A 12838-nucleotide genomic window follows, 5' to 3' on the forward strand; every position below is an offset into this window, starting at 1 on the left:
CCGTTGATTTGCCCGCTCGGTAAATTCCGGCCTGGTCTTGGAATCAGCTGCCAGCTTAGCGGCAGTCGGGATCGCCAACATGTGAATCTTCAGGCGCAATCCGTCCATTTCCCTGCAGGGTTAGCCCGAGGCGATGCGGCAAGCGGCGCTCCCATGCTGGACGGACGGCGAGGGCCCGCCCTGTGCGGGTCTTTCAACGACTTGCGACAATCACCGTTCTTCACCTTGCGACTGAAATGACCACCCGTACCGTCTTCGGCGCCTGCCCCCACGATTGCCCTGACACCTGCGCGCTGCAGATCACCGTCGAGAACGAGCGCGTCATCAAGGTCCAGGGGCGCCACGAGCACCCCAGCACCCATGGCGCCCTGTGCACCAAGGTATCGCGTTATCCCGAGCGCACCTATCACGCCGAGCGCCTGCTGCATCCGCTCAAGAGAGTCAGCAAAAAGACCGAGGCGCCGCAGTTCGTGCAGGTGACGTGGGCCGAGGCCATCGCCGACATTGCCGCCAAGCTCAAAGCCATCAAGGACCCCCAGGCTATCCAGCCCTACAGCTACGCCGGCACCATGGGCCTGATCCAGGGCGAAGCCATGGCCGGCCGCCTGTGGAATGCCTTGGGCGCGGCGCGCCTGGACCGCACCATCTGCGCCTCCGCCGGCGGTGCCGGCCTGGCGGCCACCTATGGCCACAAGCTGGGCATGCATACGCGCCACTTTGCCGGCGCCCGGCTCATCATCATCTGGGGCAGCAACAGCATCACGTCCAATCTGCATTTCTGGACCTATGCCAACCAGGCCAAGCGCGAAGGCGCCAAGCTGGTTTGCATCGATCCGCGCAAGACCGAGACAGCGGACAAATGCCACCAGCACATCGCCGTGCTGCCTGGCACCGACGGCGCGCTGGCGCTGGGCCTGATGCATGAGCTGATCCAGAACGACTGGCTGGATCAGGCCTACATCGACAACTACGTCGACGGCTGGGACGAGCTGCGCGCCAAGGCCCTGGCCTGGCCGCCCGAGCGCGTCGCCGAGGTCTGCGGCATCAGCGCCGACGAGGTGCGCGGCCTGGCCCGCGACTACGCCACCACCCAGCCCGCTGCCATCCGCATGAACTACGGCCTGCAGCGCGTGCGCGGCGGCGGCAATGCGGTGCGGCTGATCGCGCTGCTGCCCTGCCTGACCGGCGCCTGGCGCCACCAGAGCGGTGGCGTGCTGCTGTCGGCTTCGGGCTGGAACGCGCCCTTCAAGAATGCCAACCTGGAGCGCCCCGACCTGCTCGCCGGCCATGGTCACAAGATGCCGCGCATGGTCAACATGAGCACCATAGGCGACGCGTTGCTGCAGGCCGACCCACCCATCGAGGCCCTGATCGTCTACAACAGCAACCCGGTCGCCGTGGCGCCCGAGTCGCCCAAGGTGGTCAAGGGCTTCCAGCGCGAGGACCTGTTCACCGTCGTGCTCGAGCACTTCATGACCGACACGGCCGACCTGGCCGACTATGTGCTGCCGGCCACGACCCAGCTCGAGCACCTGGACGTGCACACCTCCTACGGCCACACCGACGTACTGATGAACCTGCCGGCCATTCAGCCGCTGGGCGAGGCCAAGACCAACACGCAGATCTTCCGCGAGCTGGCCGCGGCCCTGGGCCTGACCGATCCTGCATTCAGCGAGACCGACGAGGAACTGGCTGCCCAGGCCTTCACGTCGGACATCGACATGGGCCTGCTGCGCGAGCAAGGCTGGCAGCCCCTGCCCATCGCCGAGGCGCCGTTTGCCCAAGGGGGCTTCCGCACCCCCAATGGCCGCGCCCAGGCGGGCGGCGCCGACTTCGTGCCCAACTACGAAAGCGTGCAGACCTCGCCCGAGCTGGCCGCCCGCTATCCGCTGGCCATGATCTCGCCGCCGGCACGCAACTTCCTGAACAGCAGCTTCGTCAACGTGAAGAGCCTGCGCGACATCGAGGGCGAGCCGCTGATCGAGATGCATGCCGACGATGCGGCTTCGCGCGGCCTGGCCGATGGCGCCCTGGTGGCCGCCTTCAACGACCGTGGCCGCTATGTCGCCAGGCTCAAGGTGAGCCCGCGCGCGCGGCCCGGCGTCGTCAACGGCCTGGGCGTGTGGTGGCGCAAGCTCGGCACGCAGGGCACCAACGTCAACGAGGTCACCCACCAGCGTCTGACCGACATGGGCAATGCGCCGGCCTTCTACGACTGCCTGGTGCAGGTCGAGGCCGCCTGAGCCGGGGCCTCGCCAAAGTCGGGTTTAGAGGCGTTTGTCTAGAGGTGATTCTTAACCCCTGAACCAGGCGGTGCGCGGGGCGGCGCGGCGGCCGCGGGCCGGCACAATCCGCGCCTTGGCGCCGGCACGAGGCTGGAGCGCCCAGAAGATCCAGGACAGGGAGAACCATGAAAAGCCGTTTCAACGGTGGGCTGCGCCATGTGGCGGCGGCCTGTGCACTCGTGCTGCTGGCCGCCTGCGGCGGTGGAGGCGGCGGGGGTGGTGGCACGCCGCCGCCGCCGCCCGCGCCCGTCATCCCCGATCCGGTCGTGCACCCGAGCGCCTCGGCCACCCAGCTCTATGCGGGCGAATATGTGCAGTTCACCGCGGGCGACCTGCAGAGCGGCGTCAGCTGGCGCTGGGAGTTCAGCGACGGCACGACGGCCGAAGGTTTGAGCGTGGAGAGGCGGCTGGCCCAGACGGGCAACTTCACCGCCACGGCCGTGGCCCAGAACAGCGCCGGCGTGACGGTGCGTGCAAGCACCAGCGTGCAGGTCGAGGCGGCGCCCGCGCCGGTGGCGCGAGCCTCCGGCACGACGCTGCAGCCAGGCTGCAGCGGCCTGCATTGCGCGGTGGCCGCCGACGGGCGCTATGCCGGCAGCGGTGTGGGTGTCTGGCGCCTGCGCAACGACGGCGCCACGTCCCAGCTGATCGACGTGGACATCGGCAATGTGCAGGCCGGCCAGGCGGTGACGCTGGTCTTCAGCAATGGCGAGAGCAAGGATGCCGCCGAACTGCCCAAGAGCGGCAGTGCGCTGCTGGCGAGCCTGGGTGCAGCGCCGAGCGCCCGCATCCAGGCAGGCCAGGAGCCGCAGGGTGCGGCCGGCGAGGTCGCTCAGGACGCCCAGCACGCCCGCATGCTGGGCCAGCTGCGCCAGCAATGGCAGGACGACCTGCGCGACGAGCAGCGGCGCCCACAGGCACCCCGTGCCGCCGAGCCGCTGCGCCGCGCGCTCGCGGCCGCCGACGTCGGCAGCAAGCGGGTCTGGAACGACCTCTACGACGATGAAACCAAGCCGGTGCCTTTCACCGCCACCGTGCTCAGCACCTGCAGCACCGGGACCAACCGTCGCCTCGTCTTCTGGGTGGACCAGGAACTGACCACCGCGCGCACCGTCGAGGCGGCCCAGGTCGAGCCGCTCAAGCGCAGCTTCTGCGGTGACCAGGGCGGCTTTGCCCGCGTCATCGCGCTGATGGGCGATGTCTGGGGCGGCACCGAAGTGGCCAGGCGGTCGTGGCTGATCCAGGAAAGCGCCGCGCAGCCGCAGGACGTGAACATCGTGGTCACCAACCACATGGGTGCGGACAGTGCCTCCCTCGCCGGCTATTTCTACGGCCTCAACAACTCCTACCGCTGGCGCGGCGCGCGCTATGCGAATTCCAATGAGGCGCTGGCCTTCTTCATGAGCGGCACGGGCCTGGCCAGCAATCCCAGCTACTACGCCTCCACGCTGGTTCACGAGCTCACCCACATGGTGAACTACCACCAGCGCACCATCCAGCGCAACGTCTTGCATGACGTCTGGCTGGAGGAGTCGTCGGCCATGGCCATCGAGGACCTGCTGGCCGAGACCATCACGCCGGGCGTCAACAAGATCATCAACTTGCGGTTGCCCAGCTATCTGCGTTCCGGTGGCATCACGTCCATGATCGACTGGCTGGACAGTGCCGGCAGCACCGACTACGGTGCCGGCGGCAGCCTGGCAGCCTTCCTGAACCGGCGCTATGGCAGCGGCTGGATCAAGCAGCTGGTCAGCGAATGCGGTGACGACAGCTACAGCTGCCTGGACATGCTGCTTAAGCGCGCCGGCAGCGCCGGGCTGGCCGATGAATGGGAGCGCCTGGGCAGCAGCCTGTTCGGCGGCATGCCGCAGCGCCACGCGCCCTGGGGCTATGGCTTCCCGCAGGTGCAGTGGGACGGTTTCTGGCTGATGGGGACCGACACCGCACAGCTGGCCGGGTCGCGCAAGCTGGCGCCCGTCAACGGCCTGACCCGCTTCGGCAGCACCAGCCACAGCTATCTGGACGACGTGGTGCCCGCCGGCGCGACGCGCTATGTGCGTCGCGGCGTGCGCGTGCCTGCCGGCACGGTGCTGACCGTGGTGGTGCGCTGAGGACGGGCGGTTACTTTCGCAACCGGCGCGGGTGGTGACAATCGTGGCTCCACCCGCATCGACGCTGCGCTTGATCTCTGCACGCCCATTGCTGATTGCCGTTGCCTCGCTGTCCCTGAGCGGCTGCAGCGTCGTCGGCCACTGGGGCCAGGCCGCGGGCGGCCACCTGGGCATCATCCGTGCCGCCAAGCCGGTGCCGGTCTGGCTGGCCGATCCGGCCACGCCCCCTGACTTGGCCGAACGCCTGAGGATGTCGCAGCAGATGCGCGACTTCGCCAGTGCGCAGCTGGCCCTGCCCGACAACAACAGCTACCGCCGCTATGCCGACCTCGGCCGCCCGGCGGTGGTCTGGAACATCGTCGCCGCACCCGAGTTCGGCTTCCAGCTCAAGACCTGGTGCTATCCCATCATGGGCTGCGCCGGCTACCAGGGCTGGTTCGACCGCGACGCCGCCCAGCGCCATGCCGACGAGCTGAAGGCCGAGGGCTGGGAGGTGCAGGTCCAGCCCATTCCCGCCTATTCGACGCTGGGCTGGAGCCGCTGGTTCGGCGGCGACCCGCTGCTCAACACCTTCATCCGCTACCCCGAAGGCGAGCTGGCGGCCATGATCTTCCACGAGCTCAGCCACCAGCGCGTCTACACCAGCGACGACACCGGCTTCAACGAGGCCTATGCCAGCGCCGTCGAGATGCTCGGCGCCCGCCAATGGCTGGCGGCCAAGCCCGAGGCCCTGGCCGCCTTCGAGGCGGGCCGCGCCAGGCGGGCGCGCTTCCTGGCACTGGCCCGCGAGGGGCGCGACAAGCTCAAGGCCGTCTATGCCGGCCCGGCCGAGTTGCGTGCCGAGGCCAAGGCCGCCGTCATGGCCGAATTGCGCGAGCGTGCGCCTCGGGAGGCGCCGGGCTACGAGGCCTGGTTCCAGCGTGCCAACAACGCCAGCTTCGCCATCCTGTCGGCCTATGACGACCTGGTGCCGGCCTTCATGCGCCTGTTCGAGCGCGAGGGCGGCGACTGGGTGAAGTTTCACGCCGCTGTCGAGAAGCTCAAGCCGCTGGAACGCGAGGAGCGCCGGGCTACATTGCGGGGCCAAGGAGGTTCCGATGTCCCTGATCCTCAGACGCGCACGGCCCAGTGACGCCCAGGCGGTCGCCGAGCAACTGGCCGACCCCGAGATTTTTCCTGGCCTGCTGCAGGTGCCTTATGCGCATGTGGAGCTGTGGGAGCAGCGCCTGAACACGCCGCCGGTGGCGGGCTCGGCCGAACTCTTCCTGGTCGCCGAGCGCGAAGGCCGCGTCATCGGCAGCGCCGGCCTGCATCCCGCGGCCACCCAGCTGCGCCGGCGCCACGCCATGATGATGGGCATCTCGGTGCTGTCGGAAGCCCAGGGCCAGGGCGTGGCCAGCGCCTTGATGAAGGCGCTGCTGGACTATGCCGACAACTGGGCGCAGGTGCTGCGCGTCGAGCTGACGGTCTTCAGCGACAACGAGCGTGCCATCCGCCTGTACGAACGGTATGGCTTCGAGCATGAGGGGCGCCACAAGGCCTATGCGCTGCGCGATGGCGTCTATGTGGATGCGCTGGCGATGGCGAGGCTGCATCCGAGGCAGCCGTTGGTACGCGCGGCGCCCGGCTGATGCCGTCAAGTCGACTGCGCGTAGATCAGTACATCGTCCCTGAAGATGCGTGCCTCGTGGTACGGATAGAGATGGTGGCCGCAGTGCTCGGTGAAAACCGCGATCGTCCGCTTGGGCTCGTTGACGAGGTGGAATGCGTGGACGAACTGCATGGTGGAACCATCCATCAGTTCAATGCGCAACTGCCCTTGCGGAAAGTCGAACCAAGGCCGGAGTGGTTGCAGTATCTCGGCTGCGGTGCGGCCAAAGTGCGAGGCGAGTTCTGCGGCCCATTCCGTTTCGATCTGGGTCGCCAAAGTCGGAACGGGGTAAGCGCGAGCCATGCGCGTCACGGCAACGCCTGCCCCCGTGCCGCCACATACAGCCGGTACCACTCGTCCCGGTTCAGCTGAATCCGCGTCGCATCGCCGCAAGCCCGGATGCGCTCCGCATTGCCGCTGCCGATGACGGGCTGGATGCCCGCCGGATGCCGCAGCAGCCAGGCCAGCAGCACGGCGTTGGCCGTCGTGCAGTGGGCCTCGGCAATCTCGTGCACGACCTTGGCTGCCGGCGAGGCTGCTGGATCGTTGAAGCGCCCCTGCGCCAGCGAGCCCCAGGCCTGCAATTGCACGCCGTGGCGCTGGGCGTATTCCAGCGTGCCGGCCCAGGCGACGCAGCCGGGCCGCGTGGTGGCCTGCGGGTCGTTGAAGGTGGTGCCGACCTCGATGGCGTCCAGCTTGGCCAGGCTCAGCTCCAGCTGGTTGGCGACGAGGGGCTCGGGCAGGGCCATCTGCAGCCAGCGCATCTGGCCGGCATGCATATTGGACACGCCCAGGTGGCCGACCTTGCCCGCCGCCTTGAGCCGGCCGAAGGCGCGGGCGATCTCGCCGGGTTCCATCAGCGCATCGGGGCGGTGCAGCAGCAGGATGTCGATGCGCTCGACGGCCAGGCGCTGCAGGATGCCGGTGACGCTTTCCTCGATATAGCCGGCGCTCAGGTCATAGCGGCCCGGGTTGGCATCGTCGGCGAAGCGGATGCCGCATTTGCTCTGCAGCCGTACCTTGGCGCGCAGACCTGCATCGCGCTTGAGCAGTTCGCCGAAGACGGCCTCGGCCTTGCCGCGGCGGTAGATGTCGGCGTGATCGAAGAGCTTGATGCCGATGTCCAGGGCGGCTTCGACGGCGGCGTGGGCGTGGGCGATGTCGGCCTCCGTGATCGGGCCGCCGCCCCAGTCGCCACCCAAGGCCATGCAGCCGTAGACAAGCGGGCCGACGTCGATCAGATGGGCGTTCAGGGGCAGGGGTCGGGTCATGTTCAAGCTATCGATGTAGGACCGGAATCATGCGCCAGCGGGTGGTTGTTGCGCCAGCCGAACAGGCCGGCCAGGGCCGCGGCGATGCCGGCGATGACGGCCGTGATGCTGGCGAGGTGCAGCAGTCGGCGCCGCTGCCTGGCGCTCAGCATGGCCTTGCGCTTGGGGTTCTCGGCAAGGTCGTGGATCAGCATGATCTCGTGCTGGCGCTCTTCGATGATGCGGGCGAGTTCGCTGCCGCTTTCCAGCCGCCGCGCCAGCTCGCGCACCGCGTCCAGCTCGCGCTCGCGGATGCGCAGGCCCGGCGCCTTCAGCGGGCTGCCCATGGCGCGGGCCCGCAGGTAGAGGGCCTTGGCGGCGAGGCGGTCGGGCTGGCAGCCCCAGCCGGCTTCCAGGCAACTGGCCAGGTTGAAGGTGGCGTCGGCATGGCCCATGGCCGCGGCGGCGGTATAGAGGGCCACGCCGCGCGGCGCGTCGGGGGCGCCGCCCCAGCCGGCGACGAGGATGCGGCCGAGATGGAATTTGGCGGTCAGGCTGCCCTCGGCGCTGGCGCGCTCCAGGCGCTCGCGGGCCTGCTCGGGGTCGCGCGGCAGGCCGGTGCCCTCGAGCTGGCAGAAGGCCAGCATGGCCATGCCCTCGGCGTCCCCGGCGTCGGCGGCGACGCGGAACCAGTAGACCGCCTGCTCATGGTCGGGCTCGGGCGCTCGGAAATGCAACAGCCCCTCCATCAGCGGGTCGAGGACGAGCGGGTCGGGGTCGGCAAGGCGCATGGATCCTCCCTGGACTTCAGCTGGCTTGGCGCCAGGCTTATTCGCGGCGGGAGTATGCGTGCAAACGGCTCGCTGCAGGCGGCGCAGGCCTTCTCGCTTAGAGTGGGGTGCACGAGACAAAGGAGAGCCCCCGATGGCCGAGATCCGCATTCACCGAGACCACGAACTGGGCCTGAAGAAGGCTCGCGAGATCGCCTGGAAATGGGCCGAGCAGGTCGAAGAGAAGTTCGACATGGAATGCACGGTGCTGGAGGGTGAATTCAGCGACACGGTGGAGTTCACGCGCAGCGGCGTGAAGGGCGAGCTGACGGTGGCGCCCGACCATTTTGAGCTGGTGGCCCAGCTGGGCTTCCTGCTCGGCGCCTTCAAGAAGACCATCGAGGGCGAAATCCAGAAGGAACTGGACGCCCTGCTGGCCGCCAACAACAAGAAGAAGGCGCCGGCCAAAAAGAAACCGGCCTGAGCCGGTTTGTTGGGGAGCGTAGTGCCTGAACCGCGGGCCGAGCGACGGGCCGTTCCCTAGCCGGACCGCTCTGGCGATGTGCTTGGCGGTCAATCCGACAAGCATCGCCGTCCCCTCGGGGGACCGACCAGGCTGGCCCGCCTTCAGCGCGGCCAGACTGGGCGAGGGGCCACTATTTCAAGGATTCGATCAGGTCGACGTACTGCTGCATGGCGTCGTCGGTCGACGTGCCCTTGAGCTCGTTCCAGGCATCCCACTTGGCGCGGCCGACCATGTCGGTGAAGCCGGGACGCTTGCCGTCGACATCGCCGGCGCTGCCCTGCTTGTACAGGGCATAGATCTTCAGCAGCGTCATGTTGTCCGGCCGCTCGGGCAGGTTCTTCGAATCGGCGACGGCAGCTTCGAATTGGTCTTTCAGGCTCACGGGGTTCTCCAGGGCTGATTCGAGGGGTTCGACTGGTGACAATCGAACGACGGGCCACGGAGTTTAGGCCCGCAAAAGAAGGCATCGAGGAGACCGATTTGGCCCCACACAGCGAACGCATGTCCAAGGTGGATACCGCCTGGCTGCGCATGGATACCGACGCCAACCTGATGATGATCATCGGGGTCTGGTCCATCCGCCCCGGCATCACCCTGGCCGCCCTGCGCGAGCGCGTGGCCGAGCGGCTGCTGCAATACCCGCGCTTCCGGCAGAAGGTCGTCGAGGACGCGCTGATCGGCGCCGAGTGGGTGGCCGACAAGGACTTCGACATCGCTCGCCATGTCGTTGCCGAGGTGCCGCTGCCGCTGCGTGGCCAGAGCCGCGATGAGGTGCTGCGCGAGCGCGTCGGCGAACTGTGCTCTGAAGCGCTGGACCCGGCCCACCCGCTGTGGCAGTTCCAGCTCATCGAGGACATGGGCGACGGCACCAGCGCCCTGATCGCCCGCATCCACCACTGCATTGCCGATGGCATCGCGCTGATCGCCGTCATGCTGTCCATCACCGACGGCGGCAAGGCGCCACCCAAGCGCGCGCCCAAGGAGCCTGAGGAGGCCGACTGGCTGCTCGACGCCTTCCTGCGCCCCATGACCAACCTGACCGTCAAGGCCATCGGCATGACGGGCAAGGGCGTGGCCAAGGGGGTGGACCTGGCGATGCGCGGCGACACGCCCATGGATTCATCCCTGGAGATGGCCCGCATGGGCTATCAGGCCGTGTCCGACGTGGCCGCCTTCGCGCTGATGCCCGACGACTCGCCGACCCGCCTCAAGGGCAAGCCCGGCGTGGGCAAGACCGTGGCCTGGGACGACAGCCTGGCCCTGGATGAGGTCAAGGCGGTGGGCAAGGCCCTGGGCGCCTCCATCAACGACGTACTGCTGGCCTGCGCGGCCGGCGCCATCGGCAAGTACCTCGCCGACAAGGGCGAAGACCCGGCGGGCAAGGAGATCCGCGCCATGGTGCCGGTCAACCTGCGGCCGCTGGAGCAGGCCTGGCAGCTCGGCAATCGTTTCGGCCTGGTGCCGCTGGTGCTGCCCATCGGCATCGCCAACCCCATCGAGAGGCTGTTCGCGGTGCGGGCGCGCATGAGCGAGCTCAAGGGCAGCTTCCAGCCGGTGATGGCCTTCGGCCTGCTGTCGGTGGCCGGCCTGCTGATCAAGCCGGTGCAGCACGCCATGCTCAACCTCTTCGCCAAGAAGGCGACGGCCGTCATGACCAATGTGCCCGGCCCGGCCCAGGCGCTGAAGTTCTGCGGCTCGACGGTAGAAAAGGTGATGTTCTGGGTGCCGCAGTCAGGCGACATCGGCATGGGTGTCAGCATCCTGACCTATGCCGGCCGCGTGCAGTTCGGCCTCATCACCGACACGGGCCTGTGCCCCGACCCCGAGGCCATCATCGCCAACTTCGCACCGGAGTTCGAGAAGCTCTTGTTGCTGTCGTTGATGATGCCCTGGGAAAACTGAGCCCCTCGCCCAGTCTTGCCTGGCTGAACGCGGGCAACTGTGTTCTGTCGCCCGAAGGGACGGCGATGCTTGCGGCATCGAGCCGCAAGCACATCGCCCCAGGGCGGACCGGCTAGAGAGCGGCCCGGCGCTCGGCCCGCAAAACCGGAGCGCCAACCTTACTTGGACTTCGTCGTGGCGGTGGCGCTGGTCGAGGGCTTCTTCGGCTTGGCCTTGCCGGCGGCGGTGGGGTAGGCCATCGTCACCGTGGCCGGGTCGGCCTTTTCCAGATAGCTCGCGTACTGCGCTTCGTCGCAGGGCTTGGCGTCGTTGTAATAGCGGTTGTCGCCCTTGGCGCGCTCGCCTGCGAAGGCCGGCGCCACCGCGCCCGCGGCGTAGTAGGTGGCGATGTGGCTGGCATAGGCCTGGGCGCAACCGTCGCGCAACACAGCCTGGGCGTGGGTGGCCGGGGTGTCGGCCGCAAGGGCCGGCAGCGCGGCAACCAGAGACGCAATGACGACTGCGAGGGTTCTCATGGCTGACCTCCTTGCTGCTGAAGGTGGTGAAAGACTACGCCTAAGTGCAAGCAAATGCACGCCGCACTGCATCAATCTGCAAAGCGCCCGCGGGCGCCTGGCGTCGACTCAGGGCTTGGCGGGTGCCGATGCGCTGGTGGCTGGCGTCTTGGCCTTGGGCCGGCCGGCGGCGCTCGGATAGGCGCGCATTACGAGGGCGGGGTCGGCCTTGTCCAGATAGGCAGCGAGATGCGCTTCGCTGCAGGGCTTGGCGTCGGCGTAGTAGCTGCTGTCGCCGGGTTGCTTGTCACCGCGGTACTCGGGGGCGTTGCCGGCTGGATGATGGGCAATGAAGCTGGCGTAGCTCTGCGCACAGCCGGCGCGCAATTCCTGCCGGGCCTTGTGCATGTCGGCATCGTCCGCGAGGGCGGGAATGCAGCTCAGGCAGGCGAGGGTGGCGAGAAGGATCTTCACGGCATGTCTCCTTGGAATGTCCGGTGAGTTTGAACATTAGGTCGGCTGCGCCGCAAAAACAAAAGGCGCTCCGAAGAGCGCCTTGGTCGGCTGACGTTTGGAAACGTCCAGGCTTGATTTACAGACGGAAGGGCTCGGCCTTCTTCTTGGCGGTCGGGCGGCCGGCGGCGGTCGGGTAGGCGGCCATCACCTTGGCCGGGTCGGCCTTGTCCAGGTAGGCGGCGTATTGCTGCTCGGTGCAGGCCAGCAGCTTGCCGGGCTTGGCTTCACCCTTGTACTTGCCGTTGGCGTAGACGAACTGGTATTCGTTGGCCGCGACCGGCGTGGCGATGCTGCTGGTCTCGGTGTAGCTCTTGGCGCACTCGGCGCGCAGTTCGGCCTGCTCGGGCGTGGCGTTGTTCGCGGCCTGGGCGGCGAAGACAGTGACGGCAGCGAAAGCGGGGATCAGGAACTTCATGGCGCGGTCTCGTGTGGGGGGTGAGTGATGGGGACGAAGCTTACGCCGCGATGTGCCGGCTTGCACCCCCGGAGGCGCGGGAGATCGGGTCGTGACGGAGTTCACGACCCGGTCGGCGGGCCGTGAACTATTGCTCGATTACTCCTCGAGCTCCTCTTTGGCCAGCTCGATATCGAGCAGCTCCATCGCGTCCATGGCCTCGCAGGCGGCCGCGTCGGCGTACAGCTTCTCGGCTTCCTTCATGCGCTTGTCGCCCTCCAGCATGACCAGCCCGTTGGCGCGTTCGATCATGGCGATGGCGCTGGTCGGGTTCAGCTTGAGGGCCTGCTCGAACATCTTCAGCCCGGTGGCCGTGTCGGCGCCCTGGGTGCGGCCCAGCAGCTTGCCGACCTTGTCGATGACCTCGGCGTGGAAGGCGCCCAGGGCGATGTGGGCATCGGCGTGCTTGGGGGCCAGCTCGATGGTGGTTTCCAGCGCGCCCTTGACCTTGGTGCCCAGTCCTTGGGCCAGCGCCTTGGCGACGCTGATGCCCTGGCCGTAGCGGCCCAGGGCATAGGCCTGCCAGTAGTACGCGTTGGCGTTCTTGGGCTCTTCGCCCTGCTGGGCTTCCGCGCGCTCGGAGATCTCCAGGAACATCTCCAGCTTCGCCTTCTCCTTCTTCTCGAGGTAGTTGGCGTAGATGCCCTGGGCCTTGTTGGCGACCGTGATGCCCGCGCCGCCGGCGGCCAGACCGGCGTCATAGGCGGCCTGGAAATCACCGGCATGGAAGTGGATCCAGGCCTGCACGACGTCGGCGTCCTTGGGGAAGGGCTCGGCATCGCCGGCATGCAGGCGGGCCCAGTGCTTCTTCAGCGTGGCCGGCGTGTAGACAAAGGCGCTGTTGTCGTAGGGAAAGGCGGTCCACTTGGCCATCGCGTT

The 12838-nt window shown here is 67.9% G+C and carries 14 protein-coding genes; 6 read left to right on the top strand and 8 right to left on the bottom strand.

The genetic code is table 11. The features are described 5' to 3' along the window. Nucleotides 1–236 precede the first annotated feature (236 nt). The 4 genes from J2X20_RS25770 (at nucleotide 237) to J2X20_RS25785 (ending at nucleotide 6027) form a co-directional block, all read left to right on the top strand. Nucleotides 237–2243 (top strand): molybdopterin-containing oxidoreductase family protein, encoded by a 2007-nt coding sequence (locus J2X20_RS25770; protein WP_310271731.1) that lies wholly within the window; start codon nucleotides 237–239, stop codon nucleotides 2241–2243. Nucleotides 2244–2410: 167 nt separating this feature from the next. Then, a complete protein-coding gene (locus J2X20_RS25775) occupies nucleotides 2411–4396 on the top strand; it encodes a M30 family zinc metallopeptidase (RefSeq protein ID WP_310271734.1) in 1986 nt (661 codons plus the stop codon). Between the two features lie 43 nt (nucleotides 4397–4439). Further along, the gene (locus J2X20_RS25780; protein WP_310271737.1) at nucleotides 4440–5528 is read left to right on the top strand and encodes an aminopeptidase; all 1089 of its coding nucleotides are present in this window, start codon (nucleotides 4440–4442) and stop codon (nucleotides 5526–5528) included. After that, complete coding sequence (locus tag J2X20_RS25785) at nucleotides 5494–6027, top strand: GNAT family N-acetyltransferase (RefSeq protein ID WP_310271740.1); 534 nt, start codon at nucleotides 5494–5496, stop codon at nucleotides 6025–6027. Before J2X20_RS25780 ends, J2X20_RS25785 begins: the two co-directional genes overlap by 35 nt. A gap of 5 nt (nucleotides 6028–6032) precedes the next feature. On the opposite strand, the gene J2X20_RS25790 is transcribed toward J2X20_RS25785, so the two are convergent. The 3 genes from J2X20_RS25790 to J2X20_RS25800 are packed head-to-tail and all read right to left on the bottom strand — an operon-like array spanning nucleotide 6033 to nucleotide 8088. Further along, the gene (locus tag J2X20_RS25790) at nucleotides 6033–6350 is read right to left on the bottom strand and encodes a hypothetical protein (RefSeq protein ID WP_310271743.1); all 318 of its coding nucleotides are present in this window, start codon (nucleotides 6348–6350) and stop codon (nucleotides 6033–6035) included. A gap of 5 nt (nucleotides 6351–6355) precedes the next feature. Next, on the bottom strand, nucleotides 6356–7318 hold the full coding sequence (locus tag J2X20_RS25795; protein WP_310271746.1) for an aldo/keto reductase: 963 nt from the start codon (nucleotides 7316–7318) through the stop codon (nucleotides 6356–6358). Between the two features lie 2 nt (nucleotides 7319–7320). Then, on the bottom strand, nucleotides 7321–8088 hold the full coding sequence (locus tag J2X20_RS25800) for a tetratricopeptide repeat protein (protein ID WP_310271749.1): 768 nt from the start codon (nucleotides 8086–8088) through the stop codon (nucleotides 7321–7323). A 133-nt stretch (nucleotides 8089–8221) separates the two neighbouring features. Here J2X20_RS25800 and J2X20_RS25805 point away from each other — a divergent pair, with 133 nt between their 5' ends. Further along, complete coding sequence (locus J2X20_RS25805) at nucleotides 8222–8551, top strand: polyhydroxyalkanoic acid system family protein (RefSeq protein WP_310271752.1); 330 nt, start codon at nucleotides 8222–8224, stop codon at nucleotides 8549–8551. A gap of 172 nt (nucleotides 8552–8723) precedes the next feature. Here the strand turns inward: J2X20_RS25805 and J2X20_RS25810 are convergent, their stop codons facing one another. Continuing rightward, a complete protein-coding gene (locus J2X20_RS25810) occupies nucleotides 8724–8975 on the bottom strand; it encodes an acyl-CoA-binding protein (RefSeq protein ID WP_310271754.1) in 252 nt (83 codons plus the stop codon). Nucleotides 8976–9094: 119 nt separating this feature from the next. On the opposite strand from J2X20_RS25810, the gene J2X20_RS25815 reads away from it, so the two are divergent. Continuing rightward, complete coding sequence (locus J2X20_RS25815) at nucleotides 9095–10495, top strand: wax ester/triacylglycerol synthase family O-acyltransferase (RefSeq protein ID WP_310272561.1); 1401 nt, start codon at nucleotides 9095–9097, stop codon at nucleotides 10493–10495. Nucleotides 10496–10653: 158 nt separating this feature from the next. Here J2X20_RS25815 and J2X20_RS25820 read toward each other — a convergent pair whose 3' ends face one another. The 4 genes from J2X20_RS25820 to J2X20_RS25835 form a co-directional block, all read right to left on the bottom strand. Then, on the bottom strand, nucleotides 10654–11010 hold the full coding sequence (locus J2X20_RS25820; RefSeq protein WP_310271757.1) for a hypothetical protein: 357 nt from the start codon (nucleotides 11008–11010) through the stop codon (nucleotides 10654–10656). A gap of 108 nt (nucleotides 11011–11118) precedes the next feature. Beyond that, nucleotides 11119–11463 carry a hypothetical protein gene (locus J2X20_RS25825; RefSeq protein WP_310271759.1) on the bottom strand — a complete coding sequence of 115 codons (345 nt, stop codon included), beginning with the start codon at nucleotides 11461–11463 and terminating at the stop codon, nucleotides 11119–11121. Between the two features lie 118 nt (nucleotides 11464–11581). After that, nucleotides 11582–11920 carry a hypothetical protein gene (locus J2X20_RS25830; protein ID WP_310271761.1) on the bottom strand — a complete coding sequence of 113 codons (339 nt, stop codon included), beginning with the start codon at nucleotides 11918–11920 and terminating at the stop codon, nucleotides 11582–11584. Between the two features lie 138 nt (nucleotides 11921–12058). After that, entirely contained in the window at nucleotides 12059–12832 is a 774-nt protein-coding gene (locus J2X20_RS25835; RefSeq protein WP_310271763.1) for a tetratricopeptide repeat protein, read from the bottom strand. Between the last annotated feature and the right edge of the window lie 6 nt (nucleotides 12833–12838).

This window comes from Roseateles saccharophilus, from assembly GCF_031458095.1.
GTDB lineage: Bacteria > Pseudomonadota > Gammaproteobacteria > Burkholderiales > Burkholderiaceae_C > Pelomonas > Pelomonas saccharophila_A.

Excerpts from the sequence above, each read along its gene's own strand:
- J2X20_RS25795 (WP_310271746.1), bottom strand. The coding sequence starts at position 7,318 with ATGACCCGACCCCTGCCCCTGAACGCCCATCTGATCGACGTCGGCCCG.
- J2X20_RS25830 (WP_310271761.1), bottom strand. The coding sequence starts at position 11,920 with ATGAAGTTCCTGATCCCCGCTTTCGCTGCCGTCACTGTCTTCGCCGCC.
- J2X20_RS25800 (WP_310271749.1), bottom strand. The coding sequence starts at position 8,088 with ATGCGCCTTGCCGACCCCGACCCGCTCGTCCTCGACCCGCTGATGGAG.
- J2X20_RS25815 (WP_310272561.1), top strand. The coding sequence starts at position 9,095 with ATGTCCAAGGTGGATACCGCCTGGCTGCGCATGGATACCGACGCCAAC.
- J2X20_RS25835 (WP_310271763.1), bottom strand. The coding sequence starts at position 12,832 with ATGGCCAAGTGGACCGCCTTTCCCTACGACAACAGCGCCTTTGTCTAC.
- J2X20_RS25770 (WP_310271731.1), top strand. The coding sequence starts at position 237 with ATGACCACCCGTACCGTCTTCGGCGCCTGCCCCCACGATTGCCCTGAC.
- J2X20_RS25785 (WP_310271740.1), top strand. The coding sequence starts at position 5,494 with ATGTCCCTGATCCTCAGACGCGCACGGCCCAGTGACGCCCAGGCGGTC.
- J2X20_RS25790 (WP_310271743.1), bottom strand. The coding sequence starts at position 6,350 with ATGGCTCGCGCTTACCCCGTTCCGACTTTGGCGACCCAGATCGAAACG.
- J2X20_RS25820 (WP_310271757.1), bottom strand. The coding sequence starts at position 11,010 with ATGAGAACCCTCGCAGTCGTCATTGCGTCTCTGGTTGCCGCGCTGCCG.
- J2X20_RS25805 (WP_310271752.1), top strand. The coding sequence starts at position 8,222 with ATGGCCGAGATCCGCATTCACCGAGACCACGAACTGGGCCTGAAGAAG.
- J2X20_RS25775 (WP_310271734.1), top strand. The coding sequence starts at position 2,411 with ATGAAAAGCCGTTTCAACGGTGGGCTGCGCCATGTGGCGGCGGCCTGT.